We start from the raw sequence: 18,067 nt of genomic DNA on the forward strand, positions 1-18,067 counted from the left end.
AAAGAATTTCTTTTATACGCTGTAGGAAGAAATTTAAATAAATATTATCGCTTCGCGAAGGAAAAAATCAAAACCTACGAAGCAAAAACAGCCTAATCCTATCGGATTTTTATAAGTCATGAGAAAATATCAAATGGCTTTTTTGTCATACAATAAATATTAAATTAAACAAAAAAATCCTAAATTATTCAGTGCTCTACATTTTTGTAGATGTTGAATAATCTAGGATTTTTAATTATTTAAGTGCAGGTGTCAAAAAACGTTGTTTTCCGACAGCCCCTTTTTTTGTTTTATTAAGCAACGTTTTCTGTGTCCCCGTCTTCATCAACAAGACCATTAAGAGTCTTGTCCATAGCCCAAAGTATAAGACCAGATACTATTGCGATTGCAGCGATTGTAAAGTACGCTGTAGCAAATTCGAATTTAAGAGTAAATTCATATAGATATCCGTAAGATTTTCCAGCGAAGAATACTGCAAGTACCCATACGCTCATCATTGATGTAAGAAGTCTTGGTGGAGCAAATTTACTTATAAATGAGTTACCAAGTGGTGAGAATACCATTTCACCAAGTGAAAGTACAACACCAAATGCTATTATCCATGCAAGTGGAGCAAGCTTTCCAGCTCTAGTAACATCAGCCATAGCAAATATTACATATGAAAGGCCAAGAAGGATCATACCAAGAGCCGTCTTTTTGAACATGCTCAGGTCACCTTTAGGTCTCTTTGAAAGTTTAGTCCAAAGTGATCCAAGAACTGGTCCAAGAGCTATACACATAAATGCGTTAAGAGAGTCAAACCAAGCTGTAGGAACTTCGAAGTTTCCTATCATCCAGTTTGCAACTCCTGTTTCTCCACCCCAGTAGTAATAAACTGGCATATATGCAAGGTACCAGAATACCCAGAAAATAACTGAGAAGAATGAAACTAGGATAATAGCAGCAACTCTTTTTTTCTCCATAGGAGTAAGAGGTTTTTTCTCTTCTTCTTCTTTAGTTTTTGAATTTTCTTTGTTACGCTCGTCAATTTTAAATGGTTTTTTACCAGCATCTCCAAGGTATCTCCATCCAAATGTAAACCATGCTGCATCTATGAACATCATGATGGCACAGATAAGGAATGCGAAAGAATATCCTTTTACTCCAGCAACCACTCCAAGGATTGTAGTTCCAAAGAATGAACCAAAGTTTACGAATGAATACTGAGTAGAGAATGCACTGTCAAGCTGTCTTGGGTCGTCAAAAAGTCTTCCTGTGATAGCATTAGTCTGACACTTGAATAGACCTGTTCCTATAGAAACAAGGATGATCATAATGTTTACCATTGAAGCAGATGTAGCTTGCCATCCTACCAGGTAACCAACTCCCATTAAAATCATTCCTACTGGAACTAAATATCTTGCCCCTATGTAACGATCCGATACATAAGCTCCGATTATTGGTGCAAGGTAAGTGAAAGCAACAAGGTTTGCAGACATTTTAGCCGCATCTGCAGGTGTTAGTCCAAGCCCCCCGTTTATAACACTGGCAACTACGAATACTGAGATTAGCCATTTAGCTGAATAAAATGCAAATCTTTCAAATGTGAAAGCAAGTGAGCATACATAAAAACCAAAGGGTCTTTTTTTGTTAACATTTTCCAATTTTTTTTCCTCCTGAATTTTTTTTGTATTTAAAAAAGCAGCTGCATTCAATTTTACAAAAGAATGCAGTTACTTTAAACACCATAGTAATGGTAAGTTAAATGTAATTATATTTCTCTTGTGTATATTTTCAACCATTCTTTTTCTTCATTTGTAAGGTATGGCGAAATTTTTTCAAACACCTGTTGATGGTAATAGTTAAGATAAGCACGTTCATCTTTATTTAATTCAGATGGTTCTAGAGCATCAAGATCGATAGGTATGAATGTAACAACTTCAAAATTCATAAACTGACCGAATTCATTCTTTTCCGCGTTTTTGAATATAAGCTCATTTTCTAATCTTATGCCGTGTGAATTTTCGATATAAATTCCTGGCTCGTTGGTTATTACCATACCAGGCTCCATTACAGCAGTTTCATTTTTGGATGGTACTATTTGCCATCTGAAACCACTTGGACCCTCATGAATATTGAGAAGGTAACCAACACCGTGTCCAGTTCCACATTTATAATCTATTCCAAGTTGCCATATAGGCTGTCTTGCAAGAACGTCAAGATTGTATCCTCTTACACCATAAAGAAATTTTGCCATAGAAAGATTAATCATGCCTCTTGCTACTGCTGTAAAATGAATTTTAAGCTCATTGCTTATCTCTCCAAGCGCCAATGTTCTAGTTATGTCAGTCGTACCTTCATAATAGTTTCCACCGGTATCTGTCAGATAAAGATGTTCGGCTTTAAGCTCATAATCAGTTTCTTCTGTTGCGCTGTAATGCATCATTGCAGCATGCTCTTTGTAGGCAGATATAGGAGCAAAACTCGGCCCTATAAATCCTTCCTGCTGAGCTCTGAACTCCTCAAGTTTATCGGATGCAGATATCTCCGTAATTTTTATTTTTCCTATATTTTGCTTTAGCCAGTACATGAATTTAGTAAATGCAATTCCGTCTTTTATATGACTTTTCCTTACGTTTTCAAGTTCGATTTCATTTTTAATAGCTTTAAACATGATAGTAGGGTTGTCTTTTTCAACTCTTTTAACCGCATTTGGAATATTGTTGAATATAGCGTAGTTGATTTTCTTAGAATCAATCATAACAACGTTGTCACTGCTTATAGTTTTAATGAAATCATATATATCGTTATAAGGGTGTATAATAACATTTTCTTTTGCAAATTCTGTCATTATATCATCACCAAGCTTGTTTTTATCAATAAACAAGTGAACTGTATCAAATGTTATAACTGAATAAGAAAGCACAAGTGGTGAATAAGCAACGTCATCACCTCTGATGTTAAGAAGCCACGCGATATCATCCAGGCTTGTAATTATATGGCAGGTAGTTTCTGATTCTTTCATTTTTTCTCTTACTCTCGCAAGTTTTGAAGAAAAACTTTCACCTGCATATTTTACATCTAGCAAAAAGGCTGGTTTTTCAGACATTGCAGGTCTGTCAGTCCAGAATGTATCAATAAGATCTGTATCGTAAACAATGCTTATATTTTTTTCGGATAGTTTTTTCTCAAGTGAAATCCCCTCTTCAGCTGCTATAACTCTTCCATCAAAGCCGAGCTTGCCGCCGTCCTGGATGCTGTTGTAAAGAAATTCTTCTGTAGTAGGAACTCCGGGTTCGCCCATTTTAAATAAACGAATGCCTGTTCCCTCTAACTGATGATCAGCCTGAATAAAATATCTTCCGTCTGTCCATAGTCCGGCGTCATCTTTGGTGATAACAACTGTACCAGCTGAACCGGTAAATCCTGATATGTATGCTCTTGTCTTAAAATATTCTCCAACATACTCGCTTTGATGATTGTCAGCAGATGGTATTATGTATGCATCTACACCTTGCTTGATCATGAGTTGTCTTAGTTTTGATACTCTTTCAAGAATGTTCATTATATAAAACCTCCTCTTTATAATTTTAAATATTTGTATTTTACATAGCCAATAATATCATAAAATATTATTGCTTACAATACAAAATGGCAAAAAAACGTTAAATTATTATTAAAAGAATGAAAAAAAATGATAATTAGCATGATTATTTTCATTTTTATGAAAATAATTCACGCAAGAATAATAATTGAACAAATTTTACGAATTATCAAAATAGGAGAAAATTAAGATTATTTTGACTATGTTAACAATATAGCGGACATTATCACACTAAATTATAGATGTAATTTCTGTTTCTATGTGGTATAATTATTAAGAAATATACTCACTGTGAGAGTAGGTTTAATATGAAGAGACAAAAACCTTTGAGTAACACCAGTTTCTCAGGAAAAAATGGATATACTATAATCGAAGTTTTAATATCATTGATGCTTGCTTCCTTTATCATTACGATATCATTCAATTTGTTTTCAGAATTATCTCACAGGAGCAATATATCAATAATGAAAAAAGAACTTATAGAATCGGCAGATTATCTGGAGCAAGTAATAAAAAGAGAATTTTCAAGATCAGAAGAGATAACGGATTATCTGGATATTGAGGGAAACCAGCATAGTATAATAGGTAGTGAACCAGTACAGTTTCTATGCATTTCATTTAAAAGAACGAGGTATACGCTATATGATAGTGGATATGTTGAAGAATTTCTTATTGATGGGAAATATAAAAATAGTGTAAGAAAACCGGTTTACATCTCTAAACAGACCAAGCTGAATTTCAGTTCTCAAAATTACAAAAACTTACCGAGTTTTGAAGTAGGAAACCATATAAGCAAAATGATGATATCAAGGATTGACGGTAATTTATACAGAATGTGGCTGGATCTGGAATATGAAAATACAGGTATAGGCTACAGTAAAGATTTTATTGTAGAGTTACAAGATCATAAAATCGAATAATATAACTGATTTTCTTGACAATAGATTTGCCTTGAATATATAATAATAGTTACTAATGAAAAAATTGTATTTTCGGCATATGCTTGTAGTTAAACGAAATTTTATAAAATTTATTGGAGGATTAGTTAATGATTTCAGCAGGAGATTTTAGAAAAGGCATTACTTTCGAAATGGATGGTCAACCATTCCTGATTATTGATTTTCAACATGTTAAACCAGGAAAAGGAGCAGCCTTTGTAAGAACTAAATACAAAAACCTTAAATCGGGAGTTTTGAGAGAAGAAACTTTTAATCCTAACGATAAATTCCCAAAGGCTACTATAGAAACGAAAGAAATGGAATATTTGTATAATGATGGTGAACTTTATTACTTTATGGATAATGACACATTTGAGCAAATTCCACTTAATTTTGACCAAGTAGAAGAATCTATAAAATGGCTGAAAGAAAATGATAGTGCGACAATAAGATTTTACCAGGGGCTGGCATTTCAAGTTGAAGCGCCAAACTTTGTGGAGCTAGAGGTGATCGATTGTGAGCCTGGAGTAAAAGGCGATACAACAACAAACGTAACAAAAGCTGCCACTATGGAAACTGGCGCTATCGTACATGTCCCACTGTTTGTAAACCAAGGGGACAAAATTAGAATTGATACAAGATCAGGCGACTACATGTCAAGAGTGTAGAAACCCATAATATATACTTGTATAAGGAGGGCATGACCATGGAATATTTATATGAAAGAGTTGCTTATTTAAGAGGACTTTGTGAAGGTCTTGGAATTTCTGAGGAAACCAAGGAAGGCCGAGTGCTTGAGGAAATTGTTGAGATACTTGGAGAGTTTGCAGATGCAATCGTCGAGCTATCTGATAAGCAAGAGGAACTAGAAGAGTATACCGAGTTGATCGACGAAGATCTTTCAGAACTTGAAGATGATTTTTATGAAGAAGACGATGAAGATGACGAAGACGAGATGGGTTATGTTGAAGTTATGTGCCCACACTGTGGTGAAGAAATCGAGATTGATGAAGATTTACTTTATGACGAAGAGTCAGACATACTTTGCCCTTGCTGTGATCAGGTAATAATAAATGCCTGTGATGATGAGGACTTTGAAGAAGATGAAATAGAAGGCGAAAAAGAAAACTAGTTATAAAAATTATTTATACCAGAAGGCTGCATTTAATGCAGCCTTTTGGTATAAGATACATAAAGAAAGGAGGTAAATATGAAAAAGCTTACCGAATTGCAAAGTAAAATTGGATATTATTTTCAAGATATAGAGCTTTTAAAGATAGCACTTACCCATACTTCATATGCGAATGAACACAAGAAAAAGATGATAAAGCACAATGAGAGACTCGAATTTCTGGGAGATAGCGTGCTTAGTCTAATTATAACTACTTATCTTTTCAAAAATCTTTCCAATATTACTGAAGGTGAACTTTCAAGGATAAGATCTACAATTGTATGTGAAAATTCACTTAAAATAAGTGGGGATGAATTTAACCTGAGCCAATATATATATATGGGCAAAGGCGAGGAACAAACCGGTGGAAGAGGCAGAAGTTCTATTGTTTCAGATGCTATGGAGGCCCTTATAGCTTCTATATACCTTGATTCAAGTTATGAAAATGCAGAGAGTTTTGTTTTGGTACAAATGAGAGATACTATAGACAAAGCTATAGAGGGTAAATTATTCAAAGACTATAAGACTCAGTATCAGGAAATGATACAAAAAAAATCTAATTGTAAAATAGAATATGTAGTTATAAGTGAAGAAGGTCCAGACCATCAAAAAATATTTACAGTCAGTCTCTTGTTAAACGATAAAAATGTGACCACTGGAAAGGGGAGGAGCAAAAAAGCGGCAGAACAAAATGCGGCAGAACTTGCTCTGGAAAAAACGAATGAAGCTTAAGAAAACAATATCCATATTTGTGCCTCACAGTGGTTGCCCCAATGACTGTATATTCTGCAATCAAAAAAGAATAACAGGGGTATCTACTCCTGTGGGGCCTGAAGAAGCAGAAAATGTAATAATAGAATCGCTTAAGACTATTGATGCTGATACTGAGATTGAAATTGCATTTTTTGGAGGGAGTTTCACTGCTATAGAAAAAGAAAGACAAAAAGAATTGCTCGATGTTGCAAACAAATATAAAAAAGAATACAACATAAAAGACATACGAATATCCACCAGACCAGATGCTATAGACGAAGATATAATAAGTTTTTTAAAATCTTCAAATGTAACAATTATTGAGCTTGGAGTGCAATCTCTGGATGAAAATGTCCTTGCGCAAAGCAACAGAGGACATAACAGTGAGTGTGTGTATAGATCATCAGAGCTTATTTTAAAAAATGGATTTAAATTAGGATTACAGATGATGCTGGGATTACCTGGAGATTCAATTGAAAAAGTAAATTATACAGCAGATGAATTCATCAGAATATCTCCTCATTTTGTAAGGATATATCCAGTTCTTGTCATAAAAGATACAGGACTTGAATCACTTTTTAAGAGTAAGGTTTATGAACCATGGAGCGTTGAAAAAACAGTTGAGGCGTGCAAGGATATTTTTTTAAAATTCGCCAGAAATAAGATTAAGGTAATAAGGATGGGATTGCAGACAACACAAGATATTATGATTGGGAAAGATGTTGTTGCCGGTCCTTTTCATCCGGCGATTGGAGAACTGATTTATTCCATGGTGTACAGAGAAATAATTGAAAAAATGTTTATTGGAAAAGGCATAGAAGAATATAAAGGGAAAATTGTTGAAATAAATGCACCCAAGAGTCAAATCTCAAAAATTTCAGGGAACAAAAAATCTAACAGAGAGTATTTTAAAATCAGATATGGTATAGACCTTAAAATAGTGGCTGTTGAAAAAGGTATGGTCCTTAGAATAGGGGATTTGAAAGAAGATATATCATTTTTAGCTTAAGAAGAGGTAATCGTGAGACTTAAATCGATAGATCTAAAAGGATTTAAATCCTTTTATCATAAGACAAAAATCGAGTTTCCAGATGGAATAATCAGTATAGTTGGGCCAAACGGAAGCGGGAAGAGTAATATTTTAGATGCTTTCAGATGGGTTCTTGGAGAACAGAGTGCTAAAAACCTCCGTGGAGAAAAAATGGAAGACGTTATATTCTCAGGAACCAAACTTCATAATCAGTCTAATTTTTGTGAAATTGAGATACTTTTTGATAACAATGATAGTGTTTTAGACATTGAATTTACTGAAGTCAGCATAAAAAGAAAAGCATATAGAAGTGGTGAAAGCGCATATTATATAAACGGGAAACAGTGCAGATTAAGGGATATAAAAGAGCTTTTGATGGACTCAGGAATAGGGAAAGAAGGATATTCCATAATATCGCAAGGGAAAATAGATGAGATTGTAAATGCTACATCTGTTCAAAGAAGAAAAATTCTTGAAGAAGCCAGTGGAATATCAAAATTTAGATTTAAAAAAGAAGATAGTCAAAAAAAACTTGAAAACACAAGAATTAATATGGAAAGACTAAATGATATATATGTTGAGATTGAAAGACAAGTTGAACCATTGCGAAAACAAAATGAAAAAGCACTTAAATTTCTCAATCTTAAAGAAGAATTAAAAGTAGTTGAAATCAATAATTTATTAAATGAATATGATTCAGTCAGTAATAATTACTCTCAAGACCAAAAAATACATGAAAAAATATCTCAAGAAATAGAAGAACTTGAAAAAGAAATAGCTGAAAAAAAAACAGATCTTGATATATATGAAGAGATAAAGAAAAAAAACCAGGAGCTTACTTTTGAGCTTGAAGCTAATAAGACTAGACTTACACTTGAAAAAAATTCTACCGAAAATGAAATAGAAAGAAATAATGAAAAAATTCTCTCCAGGCAAAATCAGAGAGAAAAAAACAAGAATATAGTGAAATCTATAGATGAAAAAATAGCGGATCTCGATCTTGAAATTGGGGAAACAGAAAGTGAAAATGATCTAATTTATACTCAGATTGAATCATTAAAAAGAGAAATATATGAAAAAGAGTCTGTAAAAAATTCGGAAAAAACTAATATAGATAGAAACAAGAACGCATATCAGCTTTATTTAGAAAACAGACAGAAACTTTTGGATGAAAAAAACAAGAAAGAACTTAGAATTCAGTTTATAGATGAAAATATTGAATTTGAGAATAAAAAGAATCAGGAAAACAAAATTCTGATTAAAAAATATCAAACAAGTCTAAGTGAAATTGACAATGAAATAGAGGGTGTAAAAAACAAGAAAAACCTAATTCAAAATGAAATTGACCATTTAAAAAAACAAGAATCAGACATTAGCTTTATGATTCAAAAACTTGCAGACCTGCAAAAAGACGATGAAAAACAAGTGGAAGAGACATCTTTTGAAATTAGAGAAATAAAGGTCAAGCAAAATATGTACGTATCTATGGAAAAAGATATGGAAGGAATAAATCGTAGCGTGAAAACTGTACTTGAAAATAAGAGTCTCGCTGGTATAGTTGATATAGTTGCAAACATAATAAAAACAGATAAAAAATATGAAAAAGCAATAGAAACAGTACTTGGAGCTTCGCTTCAAAATATAGTAACTGCGGATAGTGGATCTGCAAAAAGAGCAGTTGAATTCTTAAAGAAAACAAAATCAGGCAGGGCAACATTTCTGCCAATGGATACAGTAAAAGGAACTGCAATAGACATAGAAAATGTTAAAACGGCATCATCTGTTGTTGAAAGTGAACCTAAATACAGAGGGATAATAGAATCGCTTTTAGGCAGAACTCTTTTAGTAGAAAGCATAGATCAAGCTATAGTTTTGTCTAAAAAACTTAATTACAGATATAGGATAGTTACTGTTGACGGAGAGATATTTAACCAGGGTGGCTCCATAACAGGAGGACATTATTATAAGCAGAGTAATATTTTGGGAAGAAAAAGACTAATTGAGGAATACTCGCAAGATATAGAAAGATTGAATGGCAAATTTGCAAAGCTGCAAGATAAGCTAAAGAAAACTCTGGATGAAAAGACTGAAAGGATATCAGTTTATAAAGAAATCACTGTAAAAATACAGGAAAAACTATCATCACTGGAAAAGGTGAATTTTGAACTTAATGACAGAGAAAATAACAGAAAGTATATAAGCAACAATATTGAAAACATACTTACAGAAGGTAAATCGAAAACAGAATTTCAGCAAGACCAATTAAAAAACAAGGATACTCTAATAGGAGAACTTGAGGGTATTTCTAATAAGATTTCAGAAATTGAATCAGAAATTGCAATAATCCACAAAGATCAGAAAACAGAGCAAGATAATCAGGAAAATTTACAAAATCACATATCAAACTTGAAGATAGAACTTTCTGGAAAAGAGAACCGCTTAATAGGGGTATCCAGTGAGAAAAAAAGAATTAATGAAATAAAGACTAATTATGAATTTCAAAAGCAAGAGAATCAAAAAGAACTCAAACAGATTACACTTGAAATATCAGAAGCAGAAAAAAAACTCTCACAGTGCATGACCAATCTTCAGTTGAATCAGATAGAATTAGACGAACTTCTTATAGAATATGAGAATACAATATCAGATTTAAAAAAATCAGAGTATAAATTTGACGAAGTAATTAAATCGCAAAAACTGGCAGAAGAAAAAATGATGAAGAAACTTCAGGAAAAATATAAGCTTGAAAATCGTATTGAAAAGACAGACGTGATAACAGAAAATGTTAAAAACAGGATTTTCGAAGAATATCAACTAAGTATTGAAGAGGCCAGAATGTGTCAGGATCAAGACTGTGACTTTTCAAAAGAAAAAGTGAGCTATATAAAAGAACAAATCAATCTTTTGGGTAATATAAACTTAGATGCTATAGACGATTATAAAGCTCTAAACGAAAGATATGAAATGTATAAAGAACAAATATCAGATTTGAATCAGTCGATTGAAGTTCTTGGGGAAATAATTTCAGATCTTGAAAAAGATATGGCCAGAGAATTCAAGTCAAATTTTGACAATATAAATGAAACTTTTGGAAAGGTATTTTCTCAGTTGTTTGGGGGTGGAGAAGGCAAACTCGTTTTATCAAACTCTTCAGATGTATTAAACTCCGAGATAGAAATAGTTGCACAACCAGATGGAAAAAAGCTTAGAAGTACATCTGTTATGTCCGGTGGGGAAAAATCACTTATGGCAATTGCACTTTTGTTTTCCATACTTATGACAAAACCAGCGCCCTTTTGTATACTAGATGAAATTGATGCGGCACTAGATGATTCTAATATTACAAGGTTTAACGCATTTTTGGAAAAACTTTCACAGGACATACAATTTATAACTATAACCCATAGAAGAGGTACAATGGAAACCTCGGATTATATTTATGGAGTTACCATGCAAGATAAAGGGGTATCCAAGGTTGTGAGCCTGAAATTTGAAGAAGCAACAGATTTTATTGAGCAGTAATAATATAACAACACTTTGAAAGGAAATGATATGTTTAAAAAATTGTTTGGATTTGGAAAGAAAAAAGAAATAGAAGAAGAAAATATTCAGCAGGAACAAAATGAAGAGGAAATTTCTGACACGTCTTTTGAAAATAACTCTGAGGATGATGCGCCCGATGTTGAGCTGGACATTGAAGAAGAGATTGAGATTCAGCCTGAGACAGAGGTTGAGCCTGAAATTGAAGAAGAAATATCTGATACAGAGGTCGAGCCTGAAATTGAAGAAGAACCTGAGCTCGAAATTGAAGAGGAACCTGAGCCTGAAATTCCAGCAAAAGGTTTTTTTGCAAAACTTAAAGAAGGACTGTCAAAGACAACGCAGAACTTCACAACAAAACTGGATAATCTCTTTAAGGGTTATAAGACCATAGAAGAAAGTATATATGAAGAACTCGAAGAAATCCTTATAACGGCGGATGTTGGATTTGAAACAACACTAAGGATAACCGATGAACTAAGAAAAAGAGAACGAGAAAATAAGATAGAAGAAGTAGATAAATTGCAGGAAGAATTGGAAAAAATAATCGAAGAAATCTTGATTGTAAAAGATACGGAAGCCGAAACTGAATCAGAAATCGGAGAATCTGCCAAAAACCCAAAGATCATGGTAGTGGTAGGAGTCAATGGCGTTGGAAAAACTACAAGTATCGGAAAACTTGCATCACAGCTTAAGAGTGAAGGGAATAAAGTTATGCTTGCAGCTGCAGATACATTCAGAGCAGCAGCTTCAGACCAGCTTACAATCTGGGCGCAAAGAGCCGATGTTCCTATTGTAAAACACATGGAGGGGACCGATCCTTCGGCAGTGATATTTGATGCCATAAAATCAGCAAAAGCGAATAATATAGATATACTGATTTGTGATACCGCAGGAAGACTTCACAATAAGGCAAATCTTATGAGTGAACTTGCAAAAATATTTAAGATAATAAACAGGGAATACCCAGAAGCAGAAAAAGAAGTATTGCTTGTAATAGACGCAACTACCGGCCAAAATGCCATAAATCAGGTAAGGGTATTCAAAGAAGCAGCGCCTCTGACAGGTCTTATTCTTACAAAGCTTGATGGAACAGCAAAAGGTGGGGTTGTCCTTGGTATAATTTCAGAACTTTCACTGCCTATAAAGTACATTGGAGTTGGGGAGCAGATAGATGATTTGCAAAAATTTGACCCTAAAACTTTTGCGAGAGCGCTTTTTGGAAAAAATATATAGTGATGTAAAGTAAAAAGGCTTGACAAACATCCAAGACTGTAATAATATAAGTACTGTAAAGTAAAGATGCTTTACAGAGAGGATTGTGAAAAATGGAGATTGATAAGTTTGTTCACTTAAATAAATTGTTCATTTTATACAAAAGTCTTTTGACAGAAAAACAATCAACAATTTTGGATTATTATTTTGAAGAAGATCTGTCTCTTGGAGAAATAAGCGGAGAAATAAGCGTTTCTCGTCAGGCGGTATTTGATACTATAAAGAGATGCGAAGTAATACTTAATGATTATGAACAAAAGCTTGGACTTTTCAAAAAAGAAATTGAAGAGAACCAAAAACTTGAAAAAATAGTCAGTATTATGGATGAAATAAGTAAAGATTACAATCTTAAAGATGACAGAATACAAGTCATCAGGGATATTTGTAAGGAGCTATCGGAATGATATTTGAAAATTTGTCAGACAAACTCCAAAATGCCTTTAAAGGTCTTAAAAGCAGAGGTAAACTTGGCGAAAAAGATATAGATTTGGCAATGAGAGAAGTTAAGTTAGCTTTGCTTGAAGCAGACGTTAACTTTAAAGTAGTAAAAGACTTTATAAAACAGATAAAAGAAAGATCCATGGGAGTTGAGGTTACAGAAAGCCTTACACCTGGCCAGCAAGTAATAAAGATAGTAAATGAAGAACTGACGGCGCTTATGGGCGGAGTGGAGAGCAAAATATCATTTGCAAGCAATCCTCCAACTGTAATAATGCTTGTAGGACTTCAAGGAGCAGGTAAAACTACTACTGTTGCAAAATTGGGTAAAATGCTTAAAGCCCAGGGCAAGATGCCTATGGCTGTAGCTTGTGACGTATATAGACCTGCAGCTATCAAACAGCTTCAAGTGGTAAGCGAGCAGGCGGGAATTGCTTTTTATGCCGATGAAGAAATCAAGAGTCCAGTTGAAATAGCCAAAAAAGCTCTGGAAAAAGCAAAAGTTTTAGGTAATGACGTAGTGCTTATAGATACCGCTGGACGACTTCATATTGATGAAGTTCTCATGCAGGAGCTTAAGGATATAAAATCCAGTGTAATGCCACAGGAAATACTTCTTGTAGTAGACTCAATGACAGGACAAGATGCGGTAAATGTAGCGCAAAGCTTCAATGAAGCACTTGGAATAGATGGGGTTATACTTACAAAGCTGGATGGAGATACAAGAGGAGGGGCAGCCCTTTCAATAAAAGCTATAACCCAAAAACCAATAAAATTTGCAGCGGTTGGAGAAAAACTGGATGATCTTGAACAGTTTTACCCTGACAGAATGGCATCGAGAATTCTTGGTATGGGTGACATGCTGAGCCTGATTGAAAAAGCACAAGGTGCATTTGATGAAAAACAGGCCAAAGAATTAGAAGAAAAGATTAAAAAACAGGAATTTGATTTTAATGACTTCCTGGAGCAGATGCAGCAGATCAAAAAAATGGGATCCATAAAAAGTTTGCTTCAGATGATGCCAGGAATGCCAAAAGAAGTCAAAGATATGGATATAGATGAAAAGCAGTTTGACAGGATACAGGCAATAATTTTTTCGATGACAAAAGAAGAAAGACAAAAGCCATCTATAATAAATGTAAGAAGAAGACAAAGAATTGCAAAAGGCTGTGGACTCGACATAAAAGAAGTAAACAGACTCATAAAGCAGTTTGAAGAGAGCAAAAAGATGATGAAGCAGATGACAAAAATGAACAAAGGTGGCAAAAAAGGCAGAAGAGGACAAGGTCAATTCCAAATGCCAACGAGCCCCGGAAAAATGAAGTTTCCTTTTTAATTAGAGGTTACAATAAATGATTAAAAATTTAAGGAGGTGAAAAACAATGGTAAAAATAAGACTAAAGAGAATGGGTGCTAACAAAAAACCTTTTTATAGAATAGTAGTTGCAGACTCTCGTTCACCAAGAGATGGTAGATTCATCGAAGAAATCGGTTACTACAATCCAATTTCTACACCAAAAGTTGTAAGTATCAATGAAGAAAAGGCTGTTAAATGGTTAAACAATGGAGCTCAACCAACTGAAACTGTAAAGAATTTATTCAAAAGCAATGGTGTATTAGAGAAGTTTGAAGCTTCAAAAAAATAGTTTGAACTATAATTACCATTTCTCTTAGGAGGAAAAGCATGGGAGAATTAGTAGCAGTAATAGCAAAAGCACTTGTTGACTATCCCGAACAGGTAACTGTTTCAGAGATCATTGGACAGGAATCTACACTAGTAGAACTGAGAGTGGCGCAAGAGGATATGGGAAAGATTATAGGAAAACAAGGAAAAATTGCCAAAGCTATAAGATCTGTTGTAAAAGCAGCAGCGAATAAAGAAAACAAAAGAGTTATTGTAGAAATCGTGCAGTAGTATAGGGACCTAGAGACTTTTAGAAAGTCATCTAGGTTTTTGTATATAAACCAGGACACTAATCACTGGGAGAACATTATGATAATAACAAAAATCAAAAAAAATAGACTAAATTATGATATTTATATAGATGAAGAACTAGCCTTTACGCTTACAGATGAGGGCCTCTATAAATCCAGGCTTAAAACAGGCATGGAAATAGAAAATACCGGATATTTGAATGAAATCGTAAGAGAAGACGAAATAAAACGGTGTAAAAACAGGGCGCTTAAGATAATTACAGATTCGCCAAAGTCGTCAGCAAAGGTAGTCGAAAAGCTTAAAAATGAAGGGTTTGGTGACGATTCTATCGAAAAATCAATAGGATTTCTTGAAGAATACAGCTTCATAAATGATCAGAAACTTGCGGCAAACATTACAAGAAAAGCAGTTAAATCAAATAGTTCTCTTAGACAGATAAAAAACAATTTATATAAAAAGGGCATTAAAAAAGAAGATATTGAAACAGCTGTTTCTAAAGTTGATGACGATCAGGAAGTTGAAAATGCAGTGAATGTAGCCTTGAAAAAATACAATACTCTAAAGAACAAGAGTGATGATGAAATACTTAAAAAAACATACTACACATTAAATTACAAAGGGTTTTCATACAGTGCCTGTGACAAGGCAATAAACAAAATAAAATGTATGCTGAAAAATCATGAAGATTAAATTACAGATATAACAGAAGGTGATAATATGAAAAAACACAGAATAGGTCAGATTGTTAATACTCACGGTTTAAAAGGTGACATGAAGGTATACCCATACACAGATTATCCGGAAAGATTTGAAGAAGTTGACTATATTTATATAGAAAAAAATAATGATGAAAAGTGGTATATTGAAAATGTAAGGTATCAGAAAAAAATGGTACTTCTTAAGATCAAAGGCATAGACACAATAGAAGATGCAGAGAAACTGAAAGAAAAAAATCTTTATATTGATGATGACAATCGAAGAGAGCTGGAAGAAGATGAACATCTGATATCAGACCTTATAGGTCTTAATGTATATCTAGAAGATCTTACTCCTGTGGGGACTGTAATAAACGTACTCAAATACTCTGCAAATGATGTATACGTAATCAAAGGAGCTGAAGACAAAGAATATCTTATCCCGGCATTAAAGCAATTTGTACCTATCGTTGACATAAAAAATAATAAAATTATAATAAGCCCAATAAAAGGAATGATTGACTGATGAGATATCATATAATGACCCTGTTTCCTGAATTTATAGATTCAGCGACAGACCACAGCATGATAAAACGTGCAAAAGACAATGGGATAATCGAAATCAAGAGCTACAATATAAGAGAATTTTCACAAAACAGGCACAAAAAAGTTGATGATTCTCCATTTGGAGGCGGAGCGGGTATGGTTATGAGCGTCGAGCCAATCGATGGGTGCTTTGAGCACATAATTGAATCCAATCAAATCTATAAAACAAAATGCAGAACTATATATATGTCACCAAGAGGTCAGCAACTTACTCAGGAAAAAGCTCAGGAGCTGACCCAGTATGAGGATTTGATAATACTTTGTGGGCATTATGAAGGCGTGGACCAAAGAGCTGTAGATATGATAATTGATGAGGAAATTTCAATTGGAGATTATATACTGACTGGCGGTGAAATCGGAGCACTGGTTATAATTGACACCACCGCAAGGCTTATTGATGGGGTCCTCAACAAAGCGGAGTCCCACATGGATGAAAGTTTTTCTGATAATTTACTGGAGTATCCACACTATACAAGACCTAGAGAGTATAAAGGACTTGAAGTTCCAGAGGTATTACTCAATGGGAATCACAGTAAAATTGACCAGTGGCGTTTTGAAAAATCTTTGGAAATAACCTTAAAGAGAAGACCAGACCTTTTTAAAATGTTTGATTTAAAAAAATTAAGCAAGATTCAAAAGAAAATATATGAAAAAGTATTGAATAAATATAAATAATATGTTAAAATATTGTAGTTAATATTACTGAGTGTTCCGCTGGTCAAAGTGGATTAAGAACACTCCAGAACCTATGGAGGATACAATGGAAATCATTAGAGCGATTGAACAAGAGCAAATTAAACAAGATTTACCTAATTTTGGAGCTGGAGATACTGTAAAAGTTCACATAAGAATCAAAGAGGGTAAAAGAGAAAGAGTTCAAATTTTTGAAGGCGTTGTGCTTAAAAGACAAGGCGGCGGATTAAGAGAAATGTTTACAGTAAGAAAGATTTCTTTCGGAGTAGGCGTTGAAAAAACTTTCCCTGTACACTCTCCATCAATTGAAAAAATTGATGTTACAAGAAGAGGTAAAGTGAGAAGAGCTAAGCTTAACTATCTTAGAGATAGAGTTGGAAAAGCTGCTAAAATCAAAGAGAGAAAATTCTAAGAATAATATCGGACAAAAAGGAACTGGACATTTCAGTTCCTTTTTTGATAATGAATTCAAATAAAGCAATACGTGAAAGATACCAATTAGGTAATAGGAGATAAAATGGAAGAAAGAATGCATATAAACTGGTACCCTGGACACATGAAAAAGACAAAAGAGCTTCTTCAGACCAGTCTGTCTTTAGTAGATATAGTCGTAGAAGTTGTGGACAGCAGAATCCCGCTTGCCAGCAAAAATCCCGATATAGATAAAATAGCTGCCAATAAACCCAGAATAATAGTGCTAAACAAAGAGGATCTTGCTAACCCGTCAATGACGGGAAAGTGGATAGATTATTACCAGAAAAAGGGATTTATAGCAATAGCTATGAATGCAAGCAGTGGTAATGGTCTTGACAGGCTTATAACCGCTATTGACAGGGCATATTCAGCGCAAAAGGAGAAGTTTCTGTCAAAAGGAATGATCAATCGCGCTCCAAGAATAATGATAGTAGGAATACCAAACTCAGGGAAATCATCGCTCATAAACAAACTTACAGGTAGAAAATCAGCGCATACCGGCGACAGACCTGGAGTTACAAAAGGAAAACAGTGGGTAAGAGTAAAGGGAAATCTTGAAATGCTTGATACTCCAGGAATATTGTGGCCTAAATTTGAAGATGACAGAGTGGCGATGCTTCTTGCTTTTACAGGAGCAATCAAAGATGATGTTTTAAATGTAGAAGAAATAGGATTTCAACTGCTTCATAGAATAAAGAATATGGACCATACCCTTATTGAAAAAAGGTATGGGATTGAAGTTGACCCAGAACAAGAAACTATAGAGATTATGAACGAGATAGCATACGAGAGAAAATTTATCTTAAGAGGAAAAGAGATAGATTATCATAGAACAGGACAGACCATTCTTAATGAGTTCAGAGCAGGGCTAATAGGAAAAGTAACGCTGGAAACTCCCCCGGAGCATGATAATAAATCGGATGTAGAGGATTAAT

At 34.0% G+C, this 18,067-nt stretch carries 18 protein-coding genes; 16 read left to right on the top strand and 2 right to left on the bottom strand.

Annotation, left to right across the window (positions count from 1 at the left end):
* Positions 1–293: 293 nt before the first annotated feature.
* Together G558_RS0108325 and G558_RS0108335 are read right to left on the bottom strand one after the other, a co-directional pair.
* Entirely contained in the window at positions 294–1,643 is a 1,350-nt protein-coding gene (locus G558_RS0108325; protein ID WP_028829770.1) for a peptide MFS transporter, read from the bottom strand.
* A 107-nt stretch (positions 1,644–1,750) separates the two neighbouring features.
* On the bottom strand, positions 1,751–3,544 hold the full coding sequence (locus tag G558_RS0108335; protein WP_028829771.1) for an aminopeptidase P family protein: 1,794 nt from the start codon (positions 3,542–3,544) through the stop codon (positions 1,751–1,753).
* A 347-nt stretch (positions 3,545–3,891) separates the two neighbouring features.
* Between G558_RS0108335 and G558_RS0108340 the strand changes: the two genes are divergently transcribed.
* The 16 genes from G558_RS0108340 (at position 3,892) to ylqF (ending at position 18,066) form a co-directional block, all read left to right on the top strand.
* Complete coding sequence (locus G558_RS0108340; RefSeq protein ID WP_028829772.1) at positions 3,892–4,503, top strand: hypothetical protein; 612 nt, start codon at positions 3,892–3,894, stop codon at positions 4,501–4,503.
* A gap of 128 nt (positions 4,504–4,631) precedes the next feature.
* A complete protein-coding gene (gene efp / locus G558_RS0108345) occupies positions 4,632–5,189 on the top strand; it encodes an elongation factor P (RefSeq protein ID WP_028829773.1) in 558 nt (185 codons plus the stop codon).
* Positions 5,190–5,227: 38 nt separating this feature from the next.
* Positions 5,228–5,653, top strand: a complete 426-nt coding sequence (locus G558_RS0108350; protein WP_028829774.1) for a CD1247 N-terminal domain-containing protein — start codon at positions 5,228–5,230, stop codon at positions 5,651–5,653.
* A gap of 78 nt (positions 5,654–5,731) precedes the next feature.
* Entirely contained in the window at positions 5,732–6,424 is a 693-nt protein-coding gene (gene rnc / locus G558_RS0108355) for a ribonuclease III (RefSeq protein ID WP_028829775.1), read from the top strand.
* Positions 6,414–7,454: an elongator complex protein 3 gene (locus G558_RS12790; RefSeq protein ID WP_036931825.1), complete on the top strand. Its 1,041-nt coding sequence runs from the start codon at positions 6,414–6,416 to the stop codon at positions 7,452–7,454. The genes rnc and G558_RS12790 overlap by 11 nt, the downstream gene beginning before the upstream one ends.
* 12 nt (positions 7,455–7,466) lie before the next feature.
* Positions 7,467–10,997 carry a chromosome segregation protein SMC gene (gene smc / locus G558_RS0108365; RefSeq protein ID WP_028829776.1) on the top strand — a complete coding sequence of 1,177 codons (3,531 nt, stop codon included), beginning with the start codon at positions 7,467–7,469 and terminating at the stop codon, positions 10,995–10,997.
* A gap of 30 nt (positions 10,998–11,027) precedes the next feature.
* Complete coding sequence (gene ftsY, locus G558_RS0108370) at positions 11,028–12,251, top strand: signal recognition particle-docking protein FtsY (RefSeq protein ID WP_028829777.1); 1,224 nt, start codon at positions 11,028–11,030, stop codon at positions 12,249–12,251.
* 92 nt (positions 12,252–12,343) lie between these two features.
* Positions 12,344–12,694, top strand: coding sequence for a YlxM family DNA-binding protein (gene ylxM / locus G558_RS0108375; RefSeq protein WP_028829778.1), 351 nt, complete (start codon positions 12,344–12,346; stop codon positions 12,692–12,694).
* Entirely contained in the window at positions 12,691–14,064 is a 1,374-nt protein-coding gene (gene ffh, locus G558_RS0108380; RefSeq protein ID WP_028829779.1) for a signal recognition particle protein, read from the top strand. The genes ylxM and ffh overlap by 4 nt, the downstream gene beginning before the upstream one ends.
* A gap of 46 nt (positions 14,065–14,110) precedes the next feature.
* On the top strand, positions 14,111–14,374 hold the full coding sequence (gene rpsP / locus G558_RS0108385) for a 30S ribosomal protein S16 (RefSeq protein WP_028829780.1): 264 nt from the start codon (positions 14,111–14,113) through the stop codon (positions 14,372–14,374).
* Between the two features lie 38 nt (positions 14,375–14,412).
* Positions 14,413–14,643, top strand: a complete 231-nt coding sequence (locus tag G558_RS0108390) for a KH domain-containing protein (protein ID WP_028829781.1) — start codon at positions 14,413–14,415, stop codon at positions 14,641–14,643.
* A 78-nt stretch (positions 14,644–14,721) separates the two neighbouring features.
* On the top strand, positions 14,722–15,354 hold the full coding sequence (locus G558_RS12795) for a regulatory protein RecX (RefSeq protein ID WP_051188602.1): 633 nt from the start codon (positions 14,722–14,724) through the stop codon (positions 15,352–15,354).
* Positions 15,355–15,381: 27 nt separating this feature from the next.
* The gene (gene rimM, locus G558_RS0108400; RefSeq protein ID WP_028829782.1) at positions 15,382–15,885 is read left to right on the top strand and encodes a ribosome maturation factor RimM; all 504 of its coding nucleotides are present in this window, start codon (positions 15,382–15,384) and stop codon (positions 15,883–15,885) included.
* Positions 15,885–16,640, top strand: coding sequence for a tRNA (guanosine(37)-N1)-methyltransferase TrmD (gene trmD / locus G558_RS0108405; RefSeq protein WP_028829783.1), 756 nt, complete (start codon positions 15,885–15,887; stop codon positions 16,638–16,640). Before rimM ends, trmD begins: the two co-directional genes overlap by 1 nt.
* An 85-nt stretch (positions 16,641–16,725) precedes the next feature.
* Complete coding sequence (gene rplS / locus G558_RS0108410) at positions 16,726–17,070, top strand: 50S ribosomal protein L19 (RefSeq protein WP_028829784.1); 345 nt, start codon at positions 16,726–16,728, stop codon at positions 17,068–17,070.
* A 105-nt stretch (positions 17,071–17,175) separates the two neighbouring features.
* Positions 17,176–18,066, top strand: a complete 891-nt coding sequence (ylqF, locus tag G558_RS0108415) for a ribosome biogenesis GTPase YlqF (protein WP_028829785.1) — start codon at positions 17,176–17,178, stop codon at positions 18,064–18,066.
* The last annotated feature ends 1 nt before the right edge of the window (position 18,067 follow it).

The sequence above is a fragment of the Proteocatella sphenisci DSM 23131 genome, from assembly GCF_000423525.1.
Classification (GTDB): Bacteria; Bacillota; Clostridia; order Peptostreptococcales; family Filifactoraceae; genus Proteocatella; species Proteocatella sphenisci.